The organism is Niallia sp. RD1, assembly GCF_024219955.1.
GTDB classification, from domain to species: Bacteria; Bacillota; Bacilli; order Bacillales; family Cytobacillaceae; genus Niallia; species Niallia alba.
The window spans coordinates 1,349,157-1,375,895 of sequence record NZ_CP100420.1 but is presented as its reverse complement, the minus strand read 5'-3'; the positions used below and the strand labels follow the sequence as shown (position 1 = coordinate 1,375,895).

Sequence of the window (26,739 nt, the reverse complement as noted above, 5' to 3'; positions counted from 1 at the left end):
TAAAGAAATGTCCAATTATTATAAAGGCTGGAGCTCTTTTAGTTGCTTTTTTTCGGCTGAATACAGCCAAAATTTTCTAAAAAAATGCTATCGCAATTTACATATATCCGATATAGACTCTAAAAGTTATCAAAATTGCTATCCTTTTATGTATTTTTTAGAACATGGTAAATTGTACTATCAACAAGCGATAAGCGCTCCTATGAGTATTCAGCCTATTCTTTTATTTTATGGTCTTGTTCACTTAATAAAAGCCTGTTTACTTACTATTGATCCCAATTATCCTAACTCTACTTCTGTATTAGCTCATGGAGTTTCAACAAGAAAACTAAAAAAACAGCAATACTTATTTTTTCAAGATGAAGTAAAAATTCAAAAAAATGGACTCTTTACCTATATGGCGGAAAAAATGTTTGGCTGTAAAAATTTAGAAGGGGAAAAAGTGAAAATGGGACACCTATTTAACCAGGTTCCTGAATTATCTGATCTATTTCAAGCCTTAGAAGGGAAAGCAACTTTTTTAAAGGTGAATTTTCATAATCCAAATATAATCCTAATTCCTAACCAAGTATTAGATCTATACTTTATGAATAGTAATCATTTTAGAAATTATCTAGAGAGGAATCACGGAATACAATTAGAGGGAATAGAAGAAAATAAAACTGAACTGACGGTTCGACTTCTCGAAACGCTAAATCAAAGTAGTTTTATTAAATGTGATAGTAGGGAAAGAGCTTATGTTATTTCTACTGATAAAGAAAAAACTTTTTTTTCAAATGAAATGCTATGCCACTATTTAATACTATATAACCTAAGTATGATTGCTAGGTATGAGATTGAATGGTGGAGTGAACTATTAAAAACGATGCCAAATAAGGACTATCCCTTTATTGAAACTTTTTTGCAAATTGCTATTGAAAAAGGACCTCAATTGATTTATCAATTTTTGGAAAATCTAGCAAAAAGTTAATTATAATGGTAATGAGACTAACTCCATTCTGTTTATTCATGCATCCTTTAATATTTATATTACTTTTTATAGACAAAAACAAGCACCTACCAAAGTAGATGCTTGTTTCCTATTGCCTGGCGACGTCCTACTCTCACAGGGGGAGAACCCCCAACTACCATCGGCGCTGAGAAGCTTAACTTCCGTGTTCGGTATGGGAACGGGTGTGACCTTCTCGCTATCGCCACCAGACTTCTTTATTTAGAGATTTGTTCTCTCAAAACTAAATCATTTAGAAGGAAACCAATTTGCCAAGTAATCATTTTAGTTAAGTCCTCGATCTATTAGTATCAGTCAACTCCACATGTCGCCACGCTTCCATCTCTGACCTATCAACCTGATCATCTTTCAGGGATCTTACTAGCTTACGCTATGGGAAATCTCATCTTGAGGGGGGCTTCATGCTTAGATGCTTTCAGCACTTATCCCTTCCGCACATAGCTACCCAGCGATGCCTTTGGCAAGACAACTGGTACACCAGCGGTGCGTCCATCCCGGTCCTCTCGTACTAAGGACAGCTCCTCTCAAATTTCCTACGCCCACGACGGATAGGGACCGAACTGTCTCACGACGTTCTGAACCCAGCTCGCGTACCGCTTTAATGGGCGAACAGCCCAACCCTTGGGACCGACTACAGCCCCAGGATGCGATGAGCCGACATCGAGGTGCCAAACCTCCCCGTCGATGTGGACTCTTGGGGGAGATAAGCCTGTTATCCCCGGGGTAGCTTTTATCCGTTGAGCGATGGCCCTTCCATGCGGAACCACCGGATCACTAAGCCCGACTTTCGTCCCTGCTCGACTTGTAGGTCTCACAGTCAAGCTCCCTTGTGCCTTTACACTCTACGAATGATTTCCAACCATTCTGAGGGAACCTTTGGGCGCCTCCGTTACTTTTTAGGAGGCGACCGCCCCAGTCAAACTGCCCACCTGACACTGTCTCCCACCCCGATCAGGGGTGCGGGTTAGAATGTCAATACAGCCAGGGTAGTATCCCACCAATGCCTCCACCGAAGCTGGCGCTCCGGCTTCCAAGGCTCCTACCTATCCTGTACAAGCTGTACCAAAATTCAATATCAGGCTGCAGTAAAGCTCCACGGGGTCTTTCCGTCCTGTCGCGGGTAACCTGCATCTTCACAGGTACTATAATTTCACCGAGTCTCTCGTTGAGACAGTGCCCAGATCGTTACACCTTTCGTGCGGGTCGGAACTTACCCGACAAGGAATTTCGCTACCTTAGGACCGTTATAGTTACGGCCGCCGTTTACTGGGGCTTCAATTCAGAGCTTCGCACTACACGTGCTAACCCCTCCTCTTAACCTTCCAGCACCGGGCAGGTGTCAGCCCCTATACTTCGCCTTGCGGCTTCGCAGAGACCTGTGTTTTTGCTAAACAGTCGCCTGGGCCTATTCACTGCGGCTCTCTCGGGCTTTAACACCCAAAAGAGCACCCCTTCTCCCGAAGTTACGGGGTCATTTTGCCGAGTTCCTTAACGAGAGTTCTCTCGCTCACCTTAGGATTCTCTCCTCGCCTACCTGTGTCGGTTTGCGGTACGGGCACCATAAATCTCGCTAGAGGCTTTTCTTGGCAGTGTGGAATCAGGAACTTCGGTACTATATTTCCCTCGCCGTCACAGCTCCGCCATATGGTAATGGGATTTGCCTCATTACCGGCCTAACTGCTTGGACGTGCTAATCCAACAGCACGCTTACCCTATCCTCCTGCGTCCCCCCATTGCTCAAACGATTTAAAGGTGGTACAGGAATATCAACCTGTTGTCCATCGCCTACGCTTTTCAGCCTCGGCTTAGGTCCCGACTAACCCTGAGCGGACGAGCCTTCCTCAGGAAACCTTAGGCATTCGGTGGATGAGATTCTCACTCATCTTTCGCTACTCATACCGGCATTCTCACTTCTAAGCGCTCCACCAGTCCTTACGGTCTAGCTTCAACGCCCTTAGAACGCTCTCCTACCACTGACATCATAGATGTCAATCCACAGCTTCGGTGATACGTTTAGCCCCGGTACATTTTCGGCGCAGAGTCACTCGACCAGTGAGCTATTACGCACTCTTTAAATGGTGGCTGCTTCTAAGCCAACATCCTGGTTGTCTAAGCAACTCCACATCCTTTTCCACTTAACGTATACTTTGGGACCTTAGCTGGTGGTCTGGGCTGTTTCCCTCTTGACCACGGATCTTATCACTCGTAGTCTGACTCCCAAGAATAAGTATTTGGCATTCGGAGTTTGTCTGAATTCGGTAACCCGATGGGGGCCCCTAGTCCAAACAGTGCTCTACCTCCAATACTCTCAATCTTGAGGCTAGCCCTAAAGCTATTTCGGAGAGAACCAGCTATCTCCAAGTTCGATTGGAATTTCTCCGCTACCCACACCTCATCCCCGCACTTTTCAACGTGCGTGGGTTCGGGCCTCCATCCAGTGTTACCTGGACTTCACCCTGGACATGGGTAGATCACCTGGTTTCGGGTCTACAACCACATACTATTTCGCCCTATTCAGACTCGCTTTCGCTGCGGCTCCGTCTCTTCAACTTAACCTCGCATGTAATCGTAACTCGCCGGTTCATTCTACAAAAGGCACGCTATCACCCATAAAAGGGCTCTAACTACTTGTAGGCACACGGTTTCAGGATCTATTTCACTCCCCTTCCGGGGTGCTTTTCACCTTTCCCTCACGGTACTGGTTCACTATCGGTCACTAGGGAGTATTTAGCCTTGGGAGATGGTCCTCCCTGCTTCCGACGGGATTTCTCGTGTCCCGCCGTACTCAGGATACACTCAAGAGGGAACGAAGTTTCGACTACAGGGTTTTTACCTTCTACGACTGACCTTTCCAGATCGATTCGTCTACCCCGTTCCTTTGTAACTCCATATAGAGTGTCCTACAACCCCAAGAGGCAAGCCTCTTGGTTTGGGCTAATCCCGTTTCGCTCGCCGCTACTCAGGGAATCGCGTTTGCTTTCTCTTCCTCCGGGTACTTAGATGTTTCAGTTCCCCGGGTCTGCCTTCAGTACCCTATGTATTCAGGTAAAGATTCTATCCCATTACGGATAGAGGGTTCCCCCATTCGGAAATCTCTGGATCAAAGCTTACTTACAGCTCCCCAAAGCATATCGGTGTTAATCCCGTCCTTCATCGGCTCCTAGTGCCAAGGCATCCACCGTGCGCCCTTTCTAACTTAACTTAGTTGTCGGCTAAAGAGAAACTTCACATCTCTTCGTCAGCTTCTTCACTCTGCTCCTCACGTACTGTCGTACGCTCCGGTGCTCGCTCCGTCGCTTCCTTGACCTGCTCGTTTCTCTTTACCCTCCATTCTTTGAATAGATATTCGTTTAATACGATTACTTTTCAAAGAAATAATTCTCTAACATAGAGAATCTAAGATGGCGATTACTCGGTTTATCTTGGTTTCTTCTATTAAATGATTTAGTTTTCAAAGAACAAATTTGGTGGAGCTTAGCGGGATCGAACCGCTGACCTCCTGCGTGCAAGGCAGGCGCTCTCCCAGCTGAGCTAAAGCCCCAAAAATGGTATATAGTTTTGCAAAAAAATGGTGGGCCTAAATGGACTCGAACCATCGACCTCACGCTTATCAGGCGTGCGCTCTAACCAGCTGAGCTATAGGCCCATTTTATGCTCGATAAAGTAAAAAGGTTCTTTCTTTATCTATTTTTTGAGGAATTGCTCCCTCAAAACTGAACAACAAATCGTCAACAATCTATGATGGAATGTAAATTCCATTTTCCTTAGAAAGGAGGTGATCCAGCCGCACCTTCCGATACGGCTACCTTGTTACGACTTCACCCCAATCATCTATCCCACCTTAGGCGGCTGGCTCCAAAAAGGTTACCCCACCGACTTCGGGTGTTACAAACTCTCGTGGTGTGACGGGCGGTGTGTACAAGGCCCGGGAACGTATTCACCGCGGCATGCTGATCCGCGATTACTAGCGATTCCAGCTTCATGTAGGCGAGTTGCAGCCTACAATCCGAACTGAGAATGGTTTTATGGGATTTGCTCGACCTCGCGGTTTTGCTGCCCTTTGTACCATCCATTGTAGCACGTGTGTAGCCCAGGTCATAAGGGGCATGATGATTTGACGTCATCCCCACCTTCCTCCGGTTTGTCACCGGCAGTCACCTTAGAGTGCCCAACTTAATGCTGGCAACTAAGATCAAGGGTTGCGCTCGTTGCGGGACTTAACCCAACATCTCACGACACGAGCTGACGACAACCATGCACCACCTGTCACTCTGTCCCCCGAAGGGGAACGTCCTATCTCTAGGAGTGTCAGAGGATGTCAAGACCTGGTAAGGTTCTTCGCGTTGCTTCGAATTAAACCACATGCTCCACCGCTTGTGCGGGCCCCCGTCAATTCCTTTGAGTTTCAGCCTTGCGGCCGTACTCCCCAGGCGGAGTGCTTAATGCGTTTGCTGCAGCACTAAAGGGCGGAAACCCTCTAACACTTAGCACTCATCGTTTACGGCGTGGACTACCAGGGTATCTAATCCTGTTTGCTCCCCACGCTTTCGCGCCTCAGCGTCAGTTACAGACCAAAGAGTCGCCTTCGCCACTGGTGTTCCTCCACATCTCTACGCATTTCACCGCTACACGTGGAATTCCACTCTTCTCTTCTGCACTCAAGTCCCCCAGTTTCCAATGACCCTCCACGGTTGAGCCGTGGGCTTTCACATCAGACTTAAAGGACCGCCTGCGCGCGCTTTACGCCCAATAATTCCGGACAACGCTTGCCACCTACGTATTACCGCGGCTGCTGGCACGTAGTTAGCCGTGGCTTTCTGGTTAGGTACCGTCAAGGTACAAGCAGTTACTCTTGTACTTGTTCTTCCCTAACAACAGAGCTTTACGATCCGAAAACCTTCATCACTCACGCGGCGTTGCTCCGTCAGACTTTCGTCCATTGCGGAAGATTCCCTACTGCTGCCTCCCGTAGGAGTCTGGGCCGTGTCTCAGTCCCAGTGTGGCCGATCACCCTCTCAGGTCGGCTACGCATCGTTGCCTTGGTGAGCCGTTACCTCACCAACTAGCTAATGCGCCGCGGGCCCATCTGTAAGTGACAGCGAGATGCCGTCTTTCAGCTTTTCCTCATGAGAGGAAAAGGATTATCCGGTATTAGCTCCGGTTTCCCGAAGTTATCCCAGTCTTACAGGCAGGTTGCCCACGTGTTACTCACCCGTCCGCCGCTAACTTTAAAAGCAAGCTTTTAAAGTCCGCTCGACTTGCATGTATTAGGCACGCCGCCAGCGTTCGTCCTGAGCCAGGATCAAACTCTCCAATAAAGAGTTGATTAGCTCATTGCTAAACTCTAGCTTTTGTATTACTTGTTTTCATTCTATAACATTCGTTATAAAACGATTATTGTTGACGTTTGTTTGTTCAGTTTTCAAAGAGCAATCTCATAAGAGACAACTTTTAAATAATAACACATTAACTATTATTCAGTCAATATATTTTTTATTTACTTGATGTTCTCTTGCTGACTTGTATTATTATAGCAACGTTTATACTTATACGCAATAGTTTTTTATAATTTATTTTATAAAAATAGTAATATTTCTATATGATAGAATACTTATTCAATCATTCTCTATTTGTTATCTACTTAGAATAGAGAACACTTCTCCTCTTTATACAAAACTTATCCAAAAATAAGGGGTGAATTTAGGATTACTAGAGAAACCATTTAATTAAAATAAACAACTTTTTTTAAAAATAACTTATAATTAGTACTCTAAAATCTCATCAATAAATAAATGTCTATTTTTTTCCAAATCAAGAATCATTTCATTTTCGATTATTTTAACTAACGGCCTAGTTGAAACATTACCTTCTATAAATAAAACTTCAGCTTTTTCGCCATTAGATAGTCTAACTTTACTTCCCGTTGTAAATTGCGTAATAGCGTTGCTTAATGCTTGTAATATAGTTAAATCAAACTTTCCGAAATGATCCTGATGCATTTGCTCAATGACACGAAAAGGAGAATGTTTCTTCCGATACAAACGTTCCGATGTCATCGCATGGAATGTATCAGCCACTGCTATAATTTTAGCAAAGACATGTATCTTTGTATCTACATTCCCCATCGGATACCCGCTTCCATCTATTCTTTCATGATGCTGAAAAATTGCGAGTCTAGTTTCATTTTTTTTTAAAGTATGTTCAGGAATCATTTCCAAGCTGTACCTAGTATGTTTTTTCACTTCATTAAATTCTTCCTCTGTTAATGGCTCTGTTTTATGCAATAATCGTTGTTCGATTTTAGCCATCCCAGCATCACTTAAACAGCCTGCCAACGCTACTTGAATTGTATCTCGATAGTTATAGTTCAATTTTTGAGCTATAAGAGCACTAATAATTGCTACAGCAATTGAATGCTGATATATATATTCTTTTTTATTCGATAAGTGATAAAGAGAAAATATTTCTGTTGAGCCATCCTTTAACTGTTCTAACAAGGGGAGAAGTATATTTCTAATATTCGCTATATTTACAGATAACCCAGATTGCCAAGAGATAAACTCCTTTTTGTACAATTGAACTGTGTGTAAAAAAAGATCTATAAAATCACTTTTAATTCCTTTCTCGCCTTTATTATGAATAGATGTATTAGACTGGTTCATCTTCGTACCATCTATTTGTGTGTTTTGAACGGGAATTTTCTCTACTAAGAAAGCTTTTAATATCTTGATATGTTCTTCTGCTAAAACTGTTTTTGCTGTAATAATTGGCCTATTAGTTCGCATATATATATCTTCTGCTAAAATACTTCCTGCCTTTAACTCTTCTACATTAACGATCATTTGAAAATCACCTTTCAAAAACGGACTTTTTTACTATTTTAATGTATTTTTTTTGAAATGTAACCCATTTTATTCAGACTTTTCACCTAAAACCGAAGAATTACTTCACTTATTTACGGAAAATGGAGCAGCCGGAATACACGTAGACGCCACGAGGATTAGTGAGACAGCCTGAGACCCCGGAGGCAAAGTGAGGAGGCTTAAGCTTAGCCCCACGGAAAGCGAAGTGTATTCCGGCTGCGAATAATCGCAACAAACTTTATGAAAACAGCCTAAAAAAAGATGCCTTTATGGTTTCCCTTAAAGACATCCTCAAAATATTATTCGTTTGAATCCGCGTCATTTTCTGAAGATTCTTGTTGCGTTTCTTCATACAGTTCTGCTTCTTCCTCTTCTTCTTTCTCAACGATAGCAACAGTAGCTACAAATTCATTTTCATTTTCGTTTAATTTAATTAATCGAACACCTTGAGTGCTTCTACCCATTGTAGAAATATCACTTACGGCCATTCTGATTAAAACACCACCTGTTGTGATAATCATTAAATCTTCTTCTCCATTAACTACCTTCATGGATACGAGATTTCCATTTTTATCGGTGATATTACATGTTTTAATCCCTTTTCCGCCTCTACCTTGAACTCTGTACTCATCTATCGGCGTTCTTTTTCCGTATCCATATTGTGTAACAACTAGTATTTCTGAATTTTCTTCTAGAACTTCCATACCTACCACTTCATCATCAGATGAAAGTGTAATACCTTTCACCCCAGTTGCTGTTCTACCCATAGAGCGTACATCTGTTTCTGGGAAACGAATAAGTAAGCCGTTTTTCGTTCCAATTATCATTTCCTTTGAACCATCTGTTAAACGTACAGCGATTAACTCATCGCCCTCTCTTAAATTAACAGCGATTAAGCCATTGTTTCGGATATTGGCAAAAGATGATAATGGAGAACGTTTAGATATTCCTTCTTTTGTAGTAAAGAATAGATACCAATCATCTACAAATTCAGAAACTGGAATGATGGCATTTACCCACTCGTCTTTTTCAACACCTAATAGGTTAATAATTGGAATACCTTTTGCTGTTCGACTGAATTCAGGGATTTCATACCCTTTTAATCTGTATACTTTCCCTTTATTCGTAAAGAATAGAATAGTATCATGGGTAGATGTTGAGCTTAACTGTTCAACGAAATCATCCTCATTCGTACCCATACCCTGAATTCCGCGTCCACCACGTCTTTGCGCTCGGTAAGTAGAAGCTGGTAGTCTCTTAATGTAACCATTATGAGTTAAGGTAATAATAATATTTTCTTCAGGAATCAAATCTTCATCTTCGATATTTTCAATTCCGCCAGCAATAATTTCTGTACGACGATTATCGTTAAAGCGTTCCTTCACTTCTAAAAGCTCTTCACGAATAATATCTAAGATTTTTTCATCATCTGCAAGAATAGCTTTTAATTCAGCGATTAACTTAACTAACTCTCGATATTCATCTTCAATTTTTTCTCTTTCTAATCCTGTTAATCTTTGTAAACGCATATCCAGGATAGCTTGAGCTTGTTTCTCAGAAAGATTAAAATTCGTCATTAATCCTTCACGTGCTATATCTGTTGTACGGGAACTACGGATTAAACTAATTACTTCGTCTAAATGATCTAGGGCAATACGAAGACCTTCGAGTATATGAGCTCTAGCTTCTGCTTTTCTTAATTCAAATTCTGTTCTTCTACGAATAATTACCTTTTGGTGATCAAGATAATATGCCAAACATTGTTTTAGATTAAGTACCTTTGGTTGGCCATCTACTAGTGCAAGTAGGTTGATACCAAAGCTTGTCTGCATTGCCGTATGCTTATATAGATTATTTAAGAGAACATTAGCATTTGCATCTTTCCGAACTTCAATTACAATACGCATTCCAGTACGGTCAGACTCATCTCGCAAATCAGTGATTCCATCAATTTTCTTATCACGGACTAGTTCTGCAATACGCTCTACTAGTCTTGCCTTATTGACCTGATAAGGAATTTCTTTAACGATAATAACTTCCTTACCACTAGGCTTCACTTCAATTTCTACCCTTGCTCTTAATATAATAGAGCCTCTACCAGTCTCATAGGCTTTTCTAATTCCGCTTCTCCCAACAATCATTCCATATGTAGGAAAATCTGGTCCTGGTATGATTTCCATTAATTCAGGAACAGTAATATCTGGGTTTTTACTTACAGCGAGAACACCATCAATTACCTCACCTAATTGATGAGGAGGGATATTTGTAGCCATCCCAACCGCTATCCCGCTTGTACCATTTACAAGTAGATTAGGAAAACGAGAAGGTAAAACTACTGGTTCTTTTTCTTCGCCATCAAAGTTGGGTCTATAGTCAATCGTATCTTTATTAATATCGCGTAATAGCTCCATAGCTATTTTAGACATTCTTGCTTCCGTATAACGCATTGCTGCAGCTGAATCACCATCAACAGATCCAAAGTTACCATGTCCGTCTACAAGCATATAACGATAGTTAAAATCTTGAGCCATACGAACCATTGTCTCATAAACAGCACTATCACCATGTGGATGGTACTTCCCTATTACTTCCCCTACGATACGTGCAGACTTCTTAAATGGTTTATCAGAATGCATTCCAAGATCATGCATTGCATATAAAATACGTCTGTGTACAGGTTTTAATCCATCACGTACATCTGGAAGAGCACGCGAAACAATAACACTCATTGCATAATCTAAGAATGAATCTCGCATTTCTTTACTTATATTTCTATCTTTAATTTGAGAATTTGGCATATCAGCCATGGAAAGGAACCTCCTTAAGAAACAACTAGATAATCTTTTTTCTTACTAAACTAATAAGAGAATAAGTAAATCTAATCGAATTCCTTATGATTAATAGGAATAACTAACTTCTAAAGAAACACACAAGGTGCCAATTTAATCAGCACCAGATTTCTTTTCCTATCTTTTAAACATCTAGATTTTTTACATAGGTAGCATTTTCTTCGATAAAGTTTCTACGCGGTTCTACTTTATCACCCATTAGCATTTCAAACGTCTCATCTGCTTCAATGGCATCATCTAAACTTACCTGCAAGAGCACTCTTCTTTCAGGATCCATTGTTGTATCCCATAATTGCTCTGCATTCATTTCTCCTAATCCTTTATAACGTTGAATATTCGGCTTAGGATTAGCTGGCAATGTAGCTAGCACTTCCTGTAATTGTTTATCACTATATGCATATTCAAGTTTTTTCCCTTGCTTAATGCTATATAAAGGCGGCTGCGCAATGTAGATATAACCAGCTTCGACTATCTTTCTCATATAGCGATAGAAGAAGGTTAGCAATAATGTTCGAATATGAGCACCATCGACATCAGCATCTGTCATAATAACAATTTTATGATATCTCGCTTTTGAAATATCATAATCATCACCGATTCCAGTGCCAATTGCAGTAATCATCGAACGAACCTCATTATTCGATAGGATTCGGTCTAGTCTTGCTTTTTCAACATTAAGGATTTTACCTCTTAATGGCAGAATCGCTTGGAAATGACGATCTCGTCCTGATTTTGCCGAACCACCTGCCGAGTCACCCTCTACAATGAATAACTCACTAATCTTAGGATCCCTGGAAGAACAATCCGCCAATTTCCCTGGTAAGCTTGAAACTTCAAGAGCACTTTTTCGTCTTGTTAATTCTCTCGCCTTTTTCGCTGCAATTCTTGCTCTTAAAGCCATTTGCCCTTTATCTACAATCTTGCGAGCTACGGTAGGATTTTCCAATAGGAATTTCTCAAGATGTTCGGAAAAAACAGTGTCTGTTATCGCACGAACTTCCGAATTTCCTAATTTTGTTTTCGTTTGTCCTTCGAATTGCGGGTCTGGATGCTTAACGGAAACAATTGCAACAAGTCCTTCTCTTACATCTTCACCAGAAAGATTTGCATCTGATTCTTTTAACAAATTATTTTTTCTTGAGTAATCATTAATAACACGAGTAAGAGCTGTCTTAAATCCAGACTCATGTGTTCCCCCTTCGTGTGTATTAATATTATTCGCGAAAGAATGAATGTTACCTGTATAGCCGTCATTATACTGGAAAGAGATTTCAACAGTAATCCCATCTTTTTCTCCTTCAATATAAATCGGTTCTTCAAAAAGCACTTCTTTGTTACGATTTAAATGCTCAACGTATGATTTTATACCACCTTCATAATGGTACTCTTTTCTTTTTTCCATACCTTCACGTGTATCTTCAATCGTAATGCGAATATCACGGTTTAAGAAAGCAAGCTCTCGGACACGATTAGCTAAAGTTTCATAATCATACTCTAATGTTTCCTTAAAAATCTCACTATCTGGCTTAAAGTGTGTAGTAGTCCCTGTATTGTCTGTTTCTCCGATAATTTCTAAATCGGCAAAGGGAACCCCTTTTTGATATTTTTGGTAATAGATATTTCCATCTCGATGAACAAAAACCTCTAGCTCGGTTGACAGAGCATTAACTACAGAAGCCCCTACACCATGCAGTCCACCAGATACTTTATAGCCCCCGCCACCAAATTTTCCTCCGGCATGAAGTACAGTCATGATTACTTCCACGGCTGGTCTTCCCATTTTCTCCTGAATACCAACAGGAATACCACGACCATTATCTTTAACCGTAATACTATTATCTTTTTCTATAATGATATTGATCTCATTACAAAAACCAGCTAAGGCCTCATCAATGCTGTTATCAACGATTTCCCACACTAAATGATGCAAACCTCGTGCACTTGTTGATCCAATATACATCCCTGGTCTTTTCCTTACAGCCTCTAGGCCTTCTAAAACCTGTATCTGACTTTCATCATATGATTGTTGTTCAACTGGATTTTGTTCCGTTGACATATTGATCACCTAACTTTCATTGACATCAAAAAATTTTTCATTTCATTTTGCATCCATAAGTATTCTTAAACCATCAACTGGACTGTTCTCTTTTTTAACGTATTAGAAGCAATCGGCGAAAAATAGATAGTATCCTTCGTAATAACAATAGATTTATAAGATGAACTTTTCCCATTAATCATTGCTTTCTGCTGTTCTAAAAATTCTTTTGAAATAGGAGATGACTCTACTGTCTGTTTATCTAATATAGTTATAATTTCTGAAGTTCGTACAAGAATATTTTCCCCAATATGAACGTACACTCTTTCACCTCAAAGCTATTGAATCTTTTTAATTGTTCCTGATTCAACCTGAAAAGTAGCGGCTTCTTTTAATGTTTGATGGTCTATTCCATCAACATTTGTTGTTGTAACAAAGGTTTGGACTTTTCCTTGAATGGTATTTAATAAATGAGATTGACGGTAGTCATCTAATTCAGACAAAACATCATCTAGAAGCAGAATTGGATATTCACGTATTTCTGAATAAATCAATTCTATCTCTGCCATTTTTACTGATAAAGCGGTCGTTCTTTGCTGTCCTTGTGAACCAAAGGTTTGTACATCTCTATCGTTCACATAAAACATCATATCATCACGATGAGGACCAAATAAGGACATTCCTCGATCGATTTCTCGTTTTTTTAGATTTTGGAATTTTTCTTCGTATATACTTTTCATTTTCGACAATTCCTGGTCTTCTGATACATCAACTGAAGGTTTATAGCGAATTTCCAAGATTTCTAAGCCACGAGATATTCCTTTATGAATCGGAACTGCCCACTTTTCCAGCAAATGCAGGAATTCAAAACGCTTTGCTACAATTTTAACGGCCATATCTATAAATTGCTCTGTTAAAATCTCAAGCATCGTATGATCGGTTTGTTTATTTGTTTGTAGTTGTTTTAGGTAAGTATTTCGCTGATGTAGAATTTTTTGATATTGTCCCATATCATGCAAATATACAGGTGATATTTGCCCTATCTCCATATCAATAAATCGTCTTCTGATTTGTGGGCTGCCTTTTACTAAATTTAAATCCTCAGGCGCAAACATAACTACGTTCATATTGCCAATATATTGACTCAATTTACGTTGCTCTATATGATTAAATTTTGCTTTTTTCCCTTTTTTAGCCACAACTAACTGCATGGGAACTTTCCCATGTGTCTTTACTAATCTACCTTCTATTTTAGCATACTCTTGATCCCAGCGAATAAGTTCTTTATCATTTGACGTACGATGAGACTTCGCCATAGCTAGAACATAGATAGATTCCATCACATTGGTTTTTCCTTGTGCATTTTCTCCTAAAATTACATTCACTTTATTTTCGAAAGAAATATCCAGTTCCTCGTAATTCCGGTAATTACTTAAAAGCAACTCATCAATATACATTTGGTTTCACCCTTTTATAAAACAGTGTACTTGCCAAATGAAGGAATATTTATTTCATCACCACTTCTTAACTTTCTTCCTCTGCGTTGATCTTGTTCCCCATTTACAAATACCTCGTATTCACCTAGGAACCATTTCGCCATTCCACCTGATTGTATTAACTCTGCTACTTTTAGAAATTGACCTAACGTAATGTACTCCGTATCGATTTTAATTTGATTATTCATTTTTTCACTCTCTCAACTTTAATCGTATCTTTCTATTCTACTAAATAATTAATTGATACACAAAGAAAAGTGTAATATTTCTATAAATAAGTAAGTAAGATTCAAAATGAGCACGCAAAAACATGATCTCAAACCACTTATTAATCCTGTTGCATATTCATACATCTGCTTTATATAAAGAAAATCGGGTGTTCATTAAATAGAACACCCAATACTTTTAATAAGTTCTTACTGGTAATATAAGCTGTAATGTGGAGTCATCATTTGTTGGATGAATAACAAATGGTCTCATTGCTCCAGTAAAGCTAATTTTAACTTCAGATCCTTCAAGAACTTTCAATGCATCCATCATAAATTTCGCACTGAAAGAAATTTTTAATTCTTCCCCACTAATAGACTCACTCACTAATTCTTCCATTACTTTTCCTATCTCAGGAGTAAAAGAAGAAATTTCTATCACATTTTCGCCCATTGTCGAAAATTTCACTACGTTATTTCGCCCTTCACGAGCTAATAAAGAGGCACGGTCAATTGATTGTAAAAACTCTTTCGAATTTACAACAATATCAGTTTTACTTTCGGTTGGAATTAAACGGTTTGTATCAGGATAATTCCCTTCTAACAAACGAGAGAAAAATAGAATATGTTTTGTTTTGAATAAAATTTGATTCTCTGTAACGAAAATTTCTACAGGCTCATCATGATCATCCAAAATTCGATTTAGCTCATTTAAACTTTTACCCGGAATGACAATATTAAAGGACTGTTCTGCTGCCGCTTCTATTTTTGCTTTTCGTAAAGCAAGTCGATGACTATCTGTTGCAATACAGATTAAATCATTGTTTTCTATCTTCCAGTTTACACCTGTCAACACTGGGCGTGTTTCTGAGGTGGACACTGCGAAAACAGTTTGTTTTATAATATTTTTTAATAAGTCTGTCGGAACTTTAATAGAATTTTGTTCCCAAATTTGTGGCAAATGCGGATACTCTTCTGAATCGAGTCCATTTAAATTAAATTCTGATTTTCCAGAACGGATGGTTGTTCGTAAGTTATCTACTACAATTTCAACTTGATTGGTAGGAAGCTTTTTAACAATTTCACTAAAAAATTTCGCTTGTAAAACAATAGAGCCAGTTTGTTGGATTTCAACTATTTCTTGGTCATTTTCTTCTTTAGGAATAAAAGATTCGATAGAGATATCTGAGTCACTTCCAGTTAGTGTGACTCCTTCTTCACTTGCAACAATTTTAATTCCTGTAAGGATAGGGATAGTCGTTCTACTAGTGATTGCTTTCATTACATCTTGAACACTTTGAACAAGATGATCTTTTTGGATGATGAATTTCATTAATTAATCCTCCGATTTAATAATTTTTTAATGGCAGTTCTAAATGATTATTTTAATAATATATTTTAAAAAAAAATAGTAGTAACAGTAGTAGGCCTTGTTAGTATGTGGATAACTGCATTTAAGCAAGGAAACACAGTCTATCCACATGTGGATAGACTGTGTTTAAATTCATGCACGTTATACACACTATTCTATCTAAACTTTTAAAAGTTCATTTATTTCATTTAATTGTTTTTGAAGAAGTGAATCGGTTAAAAGCAGTTTTGAGATTTTTTCATGGGCATGGATAACGGTAGTATGATCCCGACCACCAAATTCCTCTCCAATTTTTGGTAAAGAGAAATCCGTTAATTCTCTTGATAAATACATGGCAATCTGTCTAGGAAATGCAATTGACTTTGTTCTTTTTTTGGCTTTAAAGTCGTCTAACTTTATATTAAAATGCTCACCTACCACTTTTTGAATATCCTGAATGGTTATTACTCGTGGTTTAGAGCTTGGAACAATATCTTTTAATGCTTCCGCTGCTAAATCAGCATTAATATCTTTATTAATTAAAGAAGAATATGCCACCACTCGAATAAGTGCCCCTTCTAACTCACGAATATTAGTATCAATCTGATTAGCAATATAAAGCATTACTTCATTTGGGATATCCAGTCCATCAGCTTTGGCTTTTTTTCTTAAAATAGCAATTCGTGTTTCTAAATCTGGTGGGGTAATATCTGTAATAAGTCCCCATTCAAAACGAGAACGCAATCGATCCTCTAGTGTTGGAATCTCTTTTGGAGGACGGTCACTAGAGATAATAATTTGCTTGCTTTCTTCATGTAAGGTATTAAACGTATGAAAAAACTCTTCTTGTGTTGATTCTTTTCCAGCAAGAAACTGAATATCATCTATTAAAAGAACATCTACATTTCTGTATTTATCACGGAATTCAGCACCCTTATTGTCACGGATACTATTAATAAACTCATTCGTGAATTTTTCAGAAGATAAATAAACGACCTTAGCAGATGGATTATGATCTAAAACATAATGACCAATTGCATGCATTAAGTGTGTCTTTCCTAAACCAACTCCTCCATAAATAAATAGAGGATTATATGCTTTTGCAGGAGCTTCTGCAACAGCAAGGGAAGCTGCATGGGCAAAGCGATTTCCAGAGCCAATGACAAAAGTATCAAAAGTATATTTAGAATTTAAGATTGTTTGTTCCGTAACTTCTTCTTCTTTTTTCTTTTGTTTGGTAGAGATTTGCTGATCAAATTCCTCTTCTATTTGATTTTGAGGAATAATAAATTTTACAAGGAGTTCTTCTCCAGTGATTTCATAAAGTATTTCAGCAATAAGTTGAGAGTATCTTTCTTCTAACCAATCCCGTGCAAATTCATTAGGTGCTGTAACAACTAGAAGATCTCCTTGCAAGGAATGAGCTTTTGTAGGTTTAAGCCATGTATCGAAACTAGGTTTGCTAATCTTTGTTTCGATTGTGCTTAATGCATTATTCCAGAGATCCGTTATATTTTTCAAGTATCCTCGCCCCCTTTACCTAGAGTTAAATTTGCTTAGCGTTATTATTCATCCTAGTAAATTGATCTATCTTAAAAAAGTGCAGAAAAAGACATATTCCAATATAAAAATGTGTAAATAATCTATTGGCTGTTTTTGAAAAAGGCTGTTTTCGTAAAGTTTGTTGCGATAACCCGCAGCCGGAATACATATCGCTTTCCGTGGGGCTCGCGCTGAGAGCCTCCTCAGCTTCGCCTCCGGGGTCTCAGACTGTCTCGCTAATCCCCGTGGCATCTTCATGTATTCTGGCTGCTCCATTTTTCCAACTAATTGTTTTTTCCTATTGAAAAAACAACAATCCTTTAGAAAACAGCCTTGAAAAATGATCAAAAAACAAAAAAAGAGCCTTAAAGCCTTAAGATAAACCTTGATTTAAACATAATTTTTTCTAAAAAAGAATAGGCCAATCGGTGCGTAAGCCGCAACAATGGCTAAATCAATAACTAAAATTTTTTTTCTAAAATCCATATTAATGTATGATGTTTTCCATTATTCAAATGTCAAACTCCGATAAAAAGGAAACATAAAACACCGACTTTGGACAAAAAATTACAGCCTTGTTGATGCAAATATGCAAACAAACAAGGAAATTGTCCTTTTCTTATGTGGAAAAATATATTATAAGGAAGATTAGTGGTATTTCGACAGTATCCACGGTTTGTGGAAAACTCTGTTCAGACACAAAGAATAAGATGTCCACAATTTATCCACAGATTGTGGATAATATAGTTATGCACAGATTTTATTCAGATGTGAAAACAAAACTATAATATCAAAAATTTATAAGAACTGCAATGCTTTTTAATATCTTATCCACAAGCTAATTAAGTTGTTAGTAATAAATGTCCACAAGGTATTAGTTTGTTGAAAAGTTGTAAATAACTATTGTGGAAAAAATATTCCCGTCGAAATTTATCCACAATCGTCGAAAAGATAGGAAAAAATGCGTAAAGAAGATAGATCGTAATTTTTTGTATAGTATCCAAATTGGTAAAAATTATTCGTTAAGAAAAAGAATAGTTGGGAAGGATATGAAGTAGAATAGAAAATTATGTGGTATACTATTTTAATGGCCTTAGATTATAGAGAGGGATATCACTAAAAATAAGGTGATCCATAAAATAAGCGATAAATAAAATGAATAGTTGACAATTAATTATCTATGTTTATATAATTGTAAGGACTGTCTATAACAGCTATTCCTCAGGGAGGTGTCATATACAATGAAAAGAACTTATCAACCAAATAAACGTAAAAGAAGTAAAGTTCACGGATTCCGTAGCCGCATGAGCAGCTCAAATGGACGTAATGTCTTAGCGCGCCGTCGACGCAAAGGAAGAAAAGTATTATCAGCTTAGGCCACTGAAACGTCAGTGGTCTTTTTTCAATTAAAAGGTGAAGGGAATGATCTTAATAGAAGGACAGTCCCTTCCTTTTTTTACAATAGATTGGTTTACTTCACGTTAAGATGCCTATCTAATTTTCTATTAGAAGAGAATTAGATAAGTTGGAGGAATTGAAGGAGTTATAAACGTTGAAAAAAGAATTTAGAATCAAAAAAAATAAAGAATTTCAGTCAGTTTTTAAAAAGGGACAATCCTTTGCAAATCGACAGTTTGTTATTTATAAATTGGAAAAAGCGGAACAAGAGCATTTTCGTATTGGCCTGTCTGTCAGCAAAAAAATTGGTAATGCAGTGAAACGAAACCAAATAAAGCGCTATGTAAGACAAGCATTCCTTGAATTGGAAGGGATGTTGGAAAATAAATATGATTATGTCATAATTGTAAGAAAGCCTGTTGCTGAGATGTCTTTTGAAGAAGTAAAAAAGAGTCTTGTCCATATTTTGAAAATAGCAAAAGTTCTTTCCCGAAAGAATTAACGGGAAAATATTAGTTAAGCGTTTCCTACTATTCGTTTATCGGTTACAATACTTATAAAGTAATATTCGAAAATCATGTTATACAGGAGGATTTGCAGCTTGAATAAGAAATTTTTATTGATAGTTGGTCTGCTTTTTTTAATGACCATTTTAACAGGATGTACAGAGTTTAATCAACCAATAACTTCTGAAAGTGAAGGATTCTGGAATGAGTATATCGTATATCCACTATCTCAACTGATTATTAAAACAGCAGCATTTGCTGGCGGAAGTTATGGTATCTCTATTATTATCGTAACGATATTAGTTCGACTTGTTATTTTGCCACTAATGATTAAGCAAACGAGAAACAGTAAGGCAATGCAGGCAATTCAACCGCAGATGAAAGAATTGCAGCAAAAATACAGTTCTAAAGATCAAAAGACACAGCAAAAGCTTCAAGAGGAAACGATGAAGTTGTTCCAAGAAAATAAAGTTAATCCTTTGTCTGGATGTTTCCCTCTAATCGTACAAATGCCTATTCTGATAGGATTCTATCATGCTATTTCTCGTACGAGAGAAATTGCATCACATGATTTCTTATGGTTCAGTTTAGGACAACCAGATCCAATCTATCTATTGCCGATTGTAGCTGGTGTTACAACATTTATCCAAACAAAATTATCAATGGCTGGAGCTCCGCCAAATCCACAAATGCAAATGATGGTTTGGATTATGCCAGTTATGATTTTAGTATTTGCTATTAATTTTCCGGCAGCATTATCTCTTTACTGGGTAGTAGGTAATATTTTTACCATTATCCAAACGTATTTTATTAAAGGTCCTGAAATTAAAAATGTTGGCCAAACTAGCAAAGCAGGAGGAGCGAAGAAGTGAAAGAAGTTACTGCCGTAGGACAAACAGTCGATGCAGCAGTGGAGTCAGCTTTAGCTCAGCTTAAGACAACAAAGAATCAAGTTGAAATCATTGTTGTTGATGAAGGAAAAAAAGGATTTTTCGGTTTTGGTTCCAGATCTGCGAAAGTAACAGTAAAGAAAAAAGTAGATCCAGTTGAATCTGTTAAAATTTTTCTCAAAGATGTTAGTGAAAAAATGGGTGTCTCTATAGATATTCAAGTTAAACAAAGTGGGAGAAATATTTTGTATGAATTATCTGGTGAAAAAATTGCTTTGTTAATCGGAAAAAGAGGGCAAACACTTAATTCTATTCAATATTTAGCACAATTAGTAATTAATAAAGAATCAAAAGAGTATTTTAAAGTAATGTTAGAAGCAGAAGGATACCGTGACCGTAGAAAACAGGCGTTAATTCAGTTAGCAGAAAGAATAGCCTATAAAGCGGTTAAGATTGGAAAAGAAATACCGCTTGAACCGATGCCTGCAGATGAAAGAAAAACGATTCATACTGCCTTGGTTTCTTTTAAAGGGGTAAAAACCTATTCTTCCGGTGAAGATGCGAAAAGACATATTATTATTGCGCCGTTAAAGGTAAAAAGATAGAACATAGAGATCGTCTCTGATAAAGAGATGGTCTCTTTTTTTATGTTTATATGGATCCATAGATATATTTTTTAGAAATAGTATCTTTAGATACTATTTCGACTAGAGAGTAATTAATGAGTGAAAACAATCAAAAATCTATTTATGCATTGGAGTAAGGAGAGAAGTAATAGAACAGAAAAGCAGAAACACATGCAAATAGTAGGAGTTTAAGTTCTTAGCTTTTGTAATTTTATTTTTCGTTTTATTGTTATTCACATGTGGATAAGATAGAATGGTATATAACGATAAAAGAGAATGTGGATAAGTGTGCGGGTTTTTTTCTTTTTTTACATTTGTGGATATGTTAATCTAATCTATTGTAATCATGTCAAAGGTGAATACAAACTTTTTATATAGATATTATTTTTTTGAATTGAGGTGAAAAAGATGGAATTAGATACAATTGCTGCGATATCAACCCCAATGGGAGAGGGAGCGATCGCAATTGTTCGAATGAGTGGTCCAGAATCCATAAAAATTGCAGACAAGCTCTTTAAAAGTATAGGGAATAAAAAGTTAAGTGAGGTAGCAAGTCATACGATACATTATGGTCATATTATTGATCCAACAACAGATGAGGTTGTGGAAGAAGTAATGGTATCGTTGATGAGGGGACCAAAAACTTTTACAAAAGAGGATGTAATTGAAATTAACTGCCACGGTGGAATTGCTTCCGTAAATCGATTATTGCAATTAACTACTTCTCATGGGGCAAGAATTGCAGAACCTGGCGAATTTACTAAAAGAGCTTTTTTAAATGGGCGCATTGATCTGTCGCAAGCAGAAGCGGTAATGGATTTAATCAGAGCGAAAACAGATCGCGCAATGAATGTAGCACTTGGGCAAATGGAAGGAAGACTCTCAAAATTAATTCGACATTTGCGCCAAGAAATCTTAGAAACATTAGCACAGGTAGAGGTTAATATTGATTATCCAGAATATGACGATGTGGAAGAGATGACACAAAAAGTAATGTTGGAGAAATCAATATATATCAAAAAGGAAATTGAAAAACTTCTCCAGACATCACAGCAAGGAAAGATTCTCCGAGAAGGACTGGCAACCGTTATTGTAGGGAGACCAAATGTAGGGAAATCTTCTTTATTAAATAGTTTAGTGCAAGAAAATAAAGCAATTGTAACAGACATCCCAGGTACTACAAGAGATGTTATTGAAGAATACGTGAATGTACGCGGAGTTCCTCTACGTTTGCTTGATACAGCAGGCATTCGAGAAACGGAAGATATTGTAGAGCGAATAGGGGTAGAAAAATCGCGAAAAGTGTTACGGGAAGCAGATTTAATTTTACTTGTTTTAAATTATGCGGATGAATTAACGGAAGAAGATAAGAATATTTTTAAAGCCACAGAAGGCATGGACTTTATTGTTATCGTCAATAAAACAGATTTATCGCAAAAAATTGATTTAGAAAAGGTAAAAGAGCTTGCAGGTAATCGCAAAATCATTACGACTTCTTTAGTAGAAGAAAACGGTGTAGATCAATTAGAAGAGGCCATATCTAGTCTATTTTTTGAAGGTTCCATTGAAGCAAGTGATATGACATATGTTTCTAATTCAAGACATATTTCCTTATTGAACCAAGCATTAAGCGCAATAAGTGATGCAATTGAAGGAGCCGATAATGGAACACCAATTGATATTGTGCAAATTGATTTGACCAGAACGTGGGAAATACTTGGCGAAATTATTGGTGACAGCATACACGAAAGCTTAATTAATCAGTTGTTCTCTCAGTTCTGTTTAGGAAAATAAACAAATTGGGATTATTAAATGGTAACAGTAGCCTCGAAAACAAGATAAAAGAAAGACTTAGAAAGAAGGAGGCATCATGATGCAGTACGAAGCTGGGAATTATGATGTGATTGTCATTGGTGCAGGTCATGCAGGCTGTGAAGCTGGACTTGCAGCAGCAAGATTAGGTGCCAAAACATTAATGTTAACAATAAATTTAGACATGGTTGCTTTTATGCCATGTAATCCTTCTGTCGGAGGACCGGCAAAAGGGATCGTCGTTAGAGAAATTGACGCACTTGGCGGCGAAATGGGTAAAAATATCGATAAAACCTATATACAAATGAGAATGTTGAATACAGGAAAAGGTCCTGCAGTACGTGCACTAAGAGCTCAGGCAGATAAATACATGTATCAACATGAAATGAAGAAGACATTAGAAGATGAACCCAATCTAACATTAATTCAAGGAATGGTAGAAGAATTAATCGTAGAGGATCAAGTTGCAAAAGGAGTTATTACGAAAACAGGTGCTACGTATCGTGCAAAAACGATTGTTGTAACTACTGGTACCTATCTTCGTGGGGAAATTATTTTAGGCGAGCTTAAATACTCAAGTGGTCCAAATAATCAACAGCCATCTATTCGATTATCGGAGCATCTACAAGAACTAGGTTTTGATTTGGTACGATTTAAAACGGGAACGCCTCCGCGTGTAAACAGTCATTCTATTGACTACTCCAAGACAGAAATACAGCCTGGAGATGATGTTCCAAGAGCCTTTTCTTATGAAACAACAAAATTTATTACGGAGCAGCTTCCTTGCTGGTTAACCTATACAAATGAAAACACACATCAAATAATTGATGAAAATTTACACCGTTCTCCAATGTATTCTGGAATGATTAAAGGTACTGGACCGCGCTATTGTCCATCTATCGAAGATAAAGTGGTTCGATTCAATGATAAACCGAGACATCAAATTTTCTTAGAGCCAGAGGGCAAAAATACACAAGAAGTGTATGTACAAGGATTGTCCACAAGCTTACCTGAGGATGTGCAACAAGAAATTTTAAGAACAATCCCAGGACTTGAAAATGTCCAAATGATGAGAGCTGGATATGCAATTGAGTATGATGCTATTGTCCCAACACAATTATGGCCGACTCTAGAAACAAAGAAAATAAAAAACCTTTACACTGCTGGGCAAATTAATGGCACCTCAGGATACGAAGAAGCAGCAGGTCAAGGATTAATGGCAGGTATAAATGCAGGTTTAAATGCATTAGAAAAAGAAGAGGTTATTTTAAGTCGCTCTGATGCCTATATCGGCGTCTTAATCGATGACTTGGTTACAAAAGGCACAAACGAGCCTTATCGCCTTTTAACGTCTAGAGCTGAATATCGTCTACTACTTCGTCATGATAATGCAGATTTACGTTTAACAGATATTGGACACAATATTGGTCTTATTTCAGAAGAGCGTTATGTGAAATTTTCTGAGAAAAAGCATTTAATTGAACAAGAAAAGCAACGTTTGAGTGAAGTAATGCTAAAGCCGAATGAGCAAGTTCAAAATGTCATTAAAGAGCAAGGCGGCAGTGAACTAAAAGATGGAATAAGAGCAGGAGATCTATTAAAACGACCTGAAATGAATTATAGCCATATTGAAATGCTTGCACCTAGCAAGGTAGAATTAACGGAAGATATTAAGGAGCAAGTAGAAATTCAAATTAAATATGAAGGTTATATTGAAAAATCATTACAGCAAGTAGAAAGACTTAAGAAAATGGAGAATAAGAAAATTCCTGAGAACATTGATTATGATGCTATCTCTAGTCTTGCAACGGAAGCAGTACAAAAATTAAAAAAAGTTCGTCCATTATCCATTGCACAGGCATCAAGAATTTCTGGAGTAAATCCAGCAGATATATCCATTTTACTAGTTTATTTAGAACAAGGAAAAATTGCTCGTGTTTAATCTCTAGGTAGAAAGGGTTCATACATGAATACAGAAGAATTTATTCAAATGCTTGCTGATAAGGGAATTACTTTATCAGATAAGCAAATAAAACAGTTTGAGCTTTACTATGAGATATTAGTAGAGTGGAATGAAAAGATGAATTTAACAGCCATTACAGAAAAATCAGAAGTTTATTTGAAGCATTTTTATGATTCTATTACTGCTGGATTTTATTATAAGGAATTCCAAAGTGCTGCCCATCTATGTGATGTAGGTGCAGGAGCAGGTTTTCCGAGCATCCCTTTAAAAATTGCTTTTCCCGATTTAAAGGTAACGATTGTCGACTCTTTGAATAAAAGAATTCATTTTCTTGAGCATCTAGCGTCTGTATTAGAGTTAAAAGAGGTTAACTTTATTCATGATCGAGCAGAAACATTTGGCCAAAATAAAGAATATCGTGAATCCTTTGATATTGTTACTGCACGAGCTGTAGCACGGCTCTCTGTTTTAAGTGAACTTTGTCTACCATTAGTAAAGGTTGGGGGTACTTTTGTTGCAATGAAAGCAGCAAGTGCCAAAGAAGAAATAGAGGCCGGAAAAAAGGCTGTAACGGTTTTAGGTGGAAAGGTTAATAACATGCACTCTTTTTTGTTGCCTATTGAAGAAAGTGAAAGAAATATCATCATAATAGCAAAAGAAAAGCCAACACCTAAAAAATATCCTAGAAAACCAGGCACTCCTAATAAGGAGCCTATTGAATAAGAGAAAACAGGGGCAATCTGGAGAGATTATTTTCTGATATTTTATTTTTAACAGCTATTTCATTTCTTTTGAAGATTTTTTCTGCCAGCCCTTTCAGATGTAGTATTCGAATGAAAGGGCTGGCATCCACTAGTTTGATGGAAAGAAAAATAATTATTTAAAGAAAAAGAGAATGATATAATCATTCATAGAATTAAGACTATATCAAATATCATATCTACTATATAATATACCTATAAATTGTCATATTCTATGAAATTTCGAGAAGTTTCTTTCTATAAGTCAGATTCTTTGCAGGGATTAATGTTTCATATAGAGAATAATTAATAGGGAGTTTTGTAAAGGTGGTGCAGGGTGATGAAGCCTTCTTTCTCACGATTTTTTGGACTTGGCGAAAAAGGAGATCAAATAGAAGATGCTAGTCAAATAAGTGCAGATACTGCTCAAGAGGAGATCGAAAATATGGGAAGCAATGAAGAAGTTAGAAGAATCCCAATTAATCAGATTGTTCCTAACCGTTTTCAACCAAGAACGGTATTTGATGATGAAAAAATTGAAGAATTAGCTCGTACGATCCATACACATGGTATTATTCAACCGATTGTACTAAGAGAATACGAGTATGATAAATTTGAAATCATTGCTGGAGAACGAAGATGGAGAGCAATGAAAAAACTTGGTTGGGAAGAAGCACCAGCTATCATTAAAAATATGAGTGATACAGAAACTGCGTCTGTTGCACTTATTGAGAATCTCCAAAGAGAAGAGCTTTCTCCAATTGAAGAAGCAATTGCATATGGAAAATTATTAGAATTGCACAATCTTACCCAAGAGGCCCTTGCTCAAAGATTAGGTAAAGGGCAGTCAACTGTTGCAAATAAATTAAGACTTCTTAAATTGCCAGAAGAAATTCAAGAAGCCTTATTAAATAAAGAGATATCTGAGCGTCATGCTCGTTCCATGATTCCTTTGAAGGAAAGGGAAAAGCAAATCCAACTATTACAAGAAATTATTGAAAAGAGCTTAAATGTAAAGCAAACAGAAGAGCGTGTAGTAAAAATGCTTGAACAAACTAAGGAGAAACCAAAGCCAAAAAGAAAGGCTTTTAGTAAAGATATGCGGATAGCAGTAAATACCATCCGCCAATCACTAAATATGGTTTCTGACAGCGGAATTAATTTAAATGCCGAGGAAGAAGAGTTTGAAGATTTTTATCAATTTACAATTAAAATTCCAAAAAAGAAATAATACTTAATATTTATATATAAAATAATTATCATAGATGTAGGGCTCTGTTAAATCCCACTAGTTTAACAAATTTTTTAGTAGAATTATTATATTTAACAGAGCATATTTTTTGTTGTGAGGATAATAGCCGTTTAGCTGATTCTCACTTTTTTATTACAATTCTATTCCTCAATGGATAACCACAAGGATAATTTATAAACCTCATTGCTGATTAGTATGATT

Annotated in this window: 17 protein-coding genes, 2 tRNA genes and 3 rRNA genes; 9 read left to right on the top strand and 13 right to left on the bottom strand. The window is 37.4% G+C overall.

Annotated elements, in window-relative coordinates; genetic code table 11:
* The first annotated feature begins 7 nt into the window (after positions 1–7).
* Positions 8–970, top strand: a complete 963-nt coding sequence (locus NKG37_RS06380; RefSeq protein ID WP_016205327.1) for a YaaC family protein — start codon at positions 8–10, stop codon at positions 968–970.
* 114 nt (positions 971–1,084) lie between these two features.
* Here the strand turns inward: NKG37_RS06380 and rrf are convergent.
* From rrf to dnaA, 13 genes are all read right to left on the bottom strand, one after another.
* Positions 1,085–1,201: ribosomal RNA gene (rrf, locus tag NKG37_RS06375) — 5S ribosomal RNA — on the bottom strand.
* Positions 1,202–1,273: 72 nt separating this feature from the next.
* A 23S ribosomal RNA gene (locus tag NKG37_RS06370) occupies positions 1,274–4,211 on the bottom strand.
* A 263-nt stretch (positions 4,212–4,474) separates the two neighbouring features.
* Positions 4,475–4,550: transfer RNA gene (locus NKG37_RS06365), tRNA-Ala, on the bottom strand.
* Positions 4,551–4,578: 28 nt separating this feature from the next.
* Positions 4,579–4,655: transfer RNA gene (locus tag NKG37_RS06360), tRNA-Ile, on the bottom strand.
* Positions 4,656–4,777: 122 nt separating this feature from the next.
* Positions 4,778–6,327 (bottom strand): 16S ribosomal RNA (locus NKG37_RS06355).
* Together the 16S, 23S and 5S rRNA genes with 2 tRNA genes alongside form the textbook arrangement of a ribosomal RNA operon.
* A 444-nt stretch (positions 6,328–6,771) precedes the next feature.
* Positions 6,772–7,851, bottom strand: a complete 1,080-nt coding sequence (locus NKG37_RS06350; RefSeq protein ID WP_254415996.1) for an HD-GYP domain-containing protein — start codon at positions 7,849–7,851, stop codon at positions 6,772–6,774.
* 320 nt (positions 7,852–8,171) lie between these two features.
* Positions 8,172–10,679 carry a DNA gyrase subunit A gene (gyrA, locus tag NKG37_RS06345; RefSeq protein ID WP_169187566.1) on the bottom strand — a complete coding sequence of 836 codons (2,508 nt, stop codon included), beginning with the start codon at positions 10,677–10,679 and terminating at the stop codon, positions 8,172–8,174.
* Positions 10,680–10,845: 166 nt separating this feature from the next.
* A complete protein-coding gene (gene gyrB, locus NKG37_RS06340; RefSeq protein WP_254415995.1) occupies positions 10,846–12,777 on the bottom strand; it encodes a DNA topoisomerase (ATP-hydrolyzing) subunit B in 1,932 nt (643 codons plus the stop codon).
* 65 nt (positions 12,778–12,842) lie between these two features.
* Complete coding sequence (remB, locus tag NKG37_RS06335; protein WP_212120988.1) at positions 12,843–13,079, bottom strand: extracellular matrix regulator RemB; 237 nt, start codon at positions 13,077–13,079, stop codon at positions 12,843–12,845.
* 15 nt (positions 13,080–13,094) lie between these two features.
* A complete protein-coding gene (gene recF / locus NKG37_RS06330) occupies positions 13,095–14,213 on the bottom strand; it encodes a DNA replication/repair protein RecF (RefSeq protein ID WP_254415994.1) in 1,119 nt (372 codons plus the stop codon).
* A gap of 14 nt (positions 14,214–14,227) precedes the next feature.
* Positions 14,228–14,440 (bottom strand): S4 domain-containing protein YaaA, encoded by a 213-nt coding sequence (yaaA, locus tag NKG37_RS06325; RefSeq protein WP_016201467.1) that lies wholly within the window; start codon positions 14,438–14,440, stop codon positions 14,228–14,230.
* Between the two features lie 217 nt (positions 14,441–14,657).
* Positions 14,658–15,791: a DNA polymerase III subunit beta gene (gene dnaN, locus NKG37_RS06320; RefSeq protein WP_254415993.1), complete on the bottom strand. Its 1,134-nt coding sequence runs from the start codon at positions 15,789–15,791 to the stop codon at positions 14,658–14,660.
* A gap of 198 nt (positions 15,792–15,989) precedes the next feature.
* Entirely contained in the window at positions 15,990–17,330 is a 1,341-nt protein-coding gene (gene dnaA, locus NKG37_RS06315; protein ID WP_254415992.1) for a chromosomal replication initiator protein DnaA, read from the bottom strand.
* A gap of 1,262 nt (positions 17,331–18,592) precedes the next feature.
* On the opposite strand from dnaA, the gene rpmH reads away from it, so the two are divergent.
* From rpmH to noc, 8 genes are all read left to right on the top strand, one after another.
* The gene (gene rpmH, locus NKG37_RS06310) at positions 18,593–18,727 is read left to right on the top strand and encodes a 50S ribosomal protein L34 (RefSeq protein ID WP_016201470.1); all 135 of its coding nucleotides are present in this window, start codon (positions 18,593–18,595) and stop codon (positions 18,725–18,727) included.
* Positions 18,728–18,903: 176 nt separating this feature from the next.
* Positions 18,904–19,251, top strand: coding sequence for a ribonuclease P protein component (gene rnpA / locus NKG37_RS06305; RefSeq protein WP_016201471.1), 348 nt, complete (start codon positions 18,904–18,906; stop codon positions 19,249–19,251).
* Between the two features lie 99 nt (positions 19,252–19,350).
* Entirely contained in the window at positions 19,351–20,127 is a 777-nt protein-coding gene (gene spoIIIJ / locus NKG37_RS06300) for a YidC family membrane integrase SpoIIIJ (protein WP_016201472.1), read from the top strand.
* On the top strand, positions 20,124–20,750 hold the full coding sequence (gene jag / locus NKG37_RS06295; RefSeq protein ID WP_254415991.1) for an RNA-binding cell elongation regulator Jag/EloR: 627 nt from the start codon (positions 20,124–20,126) through the stop codon (positions 20,748–20,750). The genes spoIIIJ and jag overlap by 4 nt, the downstream gene beginning before the upstream one ends.
* Before the next feature lie 429 nt (positions 20,751–21,179).
* Positions 21,180–22,565: a tRNA uridine-5-carboxymethylaminomethyl(34) synthesis GTPase MnmE gene (gene mnmE, locus NKG37_RS06290; RefSeq protein ID WP_169189583.1), complete on the top strand. Its 1,386-nt coding sequence runs from the start codon at positions 21,180–21,182 to the stop codon at positions 22,563–22,565.
* A 79-nt stretch (positions 22,566–22,644) separates the two neighbouring features.
* Complete coding sequence (mnmG, locus tag NKG37_RS06285) at positions 22,645–24,525, top strand: tRNA uridine-5-carboxymethylaminomethyl(34) synthesis enzyme MnmG (RefSeq protein ID WP_016201476.1); 1,881 nt, start codon at positions 22,645–22,647, stop codon at positions 24,523–24,525.
* A 24-nt stretch (positions 24,526–24,549) separates the two neighbouring features.
* The gene (gene rsmG / locus NKG37_RS06280; RefSeq protein WP_101729012.1) at positions 24,550–25,269 is read left to right on the top strand and encodes a 16S rRNA (guanine(527)-N(7))-methyltransferase RsmG; all 720 of its coding nucleotides are present in this window, start codon (positions 24,550–24,552) and stop codon (positions 25,267–25,269) included.
* 357 nt (positions 25,270–25,626) lie between these two features.
* A complete protein-coding gene (gene noc / locus NKG37_RS06275; protein WP_101729011.1) occupies positions 25,627–26,517 on the top strand; it encodes a nucleoid occlusion protein in 891 nt (296 codons plus the stop codon).
* Positions 26,518–26,739 lie beyond the last annotated feature (222 nt).

Coding starts and splice junctions, on each gene's coding strand:
- noc (WP_101729011.1), top strand. CDS start 25,627: ATGAAGCCTTCTTTCTCACGATTTTTTGGACTTGGCGAAAAAGGAGAT.
- yaaA (WP_016201467.1), bottom strand. CDS start 14,440: ATGAATAATCAAATTAAAATCGATACGGAGTACATTACGTTAGGTCAA.
- dnaN (WP_254415993.1), bottom strand. CDS start 15,791: ATGAAATTCATCATCCAAAAAGATCATCTTGTTCAAAGTGTTCAAGAT.
- rpmH (WP_016201470.1), top strand. CDS start 18,593: ATGAAAAGAACTTATCAACCAAATAAACGTAAAAGAAGTAAAGTTCAC.
- NKG37_RS06350 (WP_254415996.1), bottom strand. CDS start 7,851: ATGATCGTTAATGTAGAAGAGTTAAAGGCAGGAAGTATTTTAGCAGAA.
- NKG37_RS06380 (WP_016205327.1), top strand. CDS start 8: ATGTCCAATTATTATAAAGGCTGGAGCTCTTTTAGTTGCTTTTTTTCG.
- recF (WP_254415994.1), bottom strand. CDS start 14,213: ATGTATATTGATGAGTTGCTTTTAAGTAATTACCGGAATTACGAGGAA.
- gyrA (WP_169187566.1), bottom strand. CDS start 10,679: ATGGCTGATATGCCAAATTCTCAAATTAAAGATAGAAATATAAGTAAA.
- gyrB (WP_254415995.1), bottom strand. CDS start 12,777: ATGTCAACGGAACAAAATCCAGTTGAACAACAATCATATGATGAAAGT.
- mnmE (WP_169189583.1), top strand. CDS start 21,180: ATGGAATTAGATACAATTGCTGCGATATCAACCCCAATGGGAGAGGGA.
- rsmG (WP_101729012.1), top strand. CDS start 24,550: ATGAATACAGAAGAATTTATTCAAATGCTTGCTGATAAGGGAATTACT.
- mnmG (WP_016201476.1), top strand. CDS start 22,645: ATGCAGTACGAAGCTGGGAATTATGATGTGATTGTCATTGGTGCAGGT.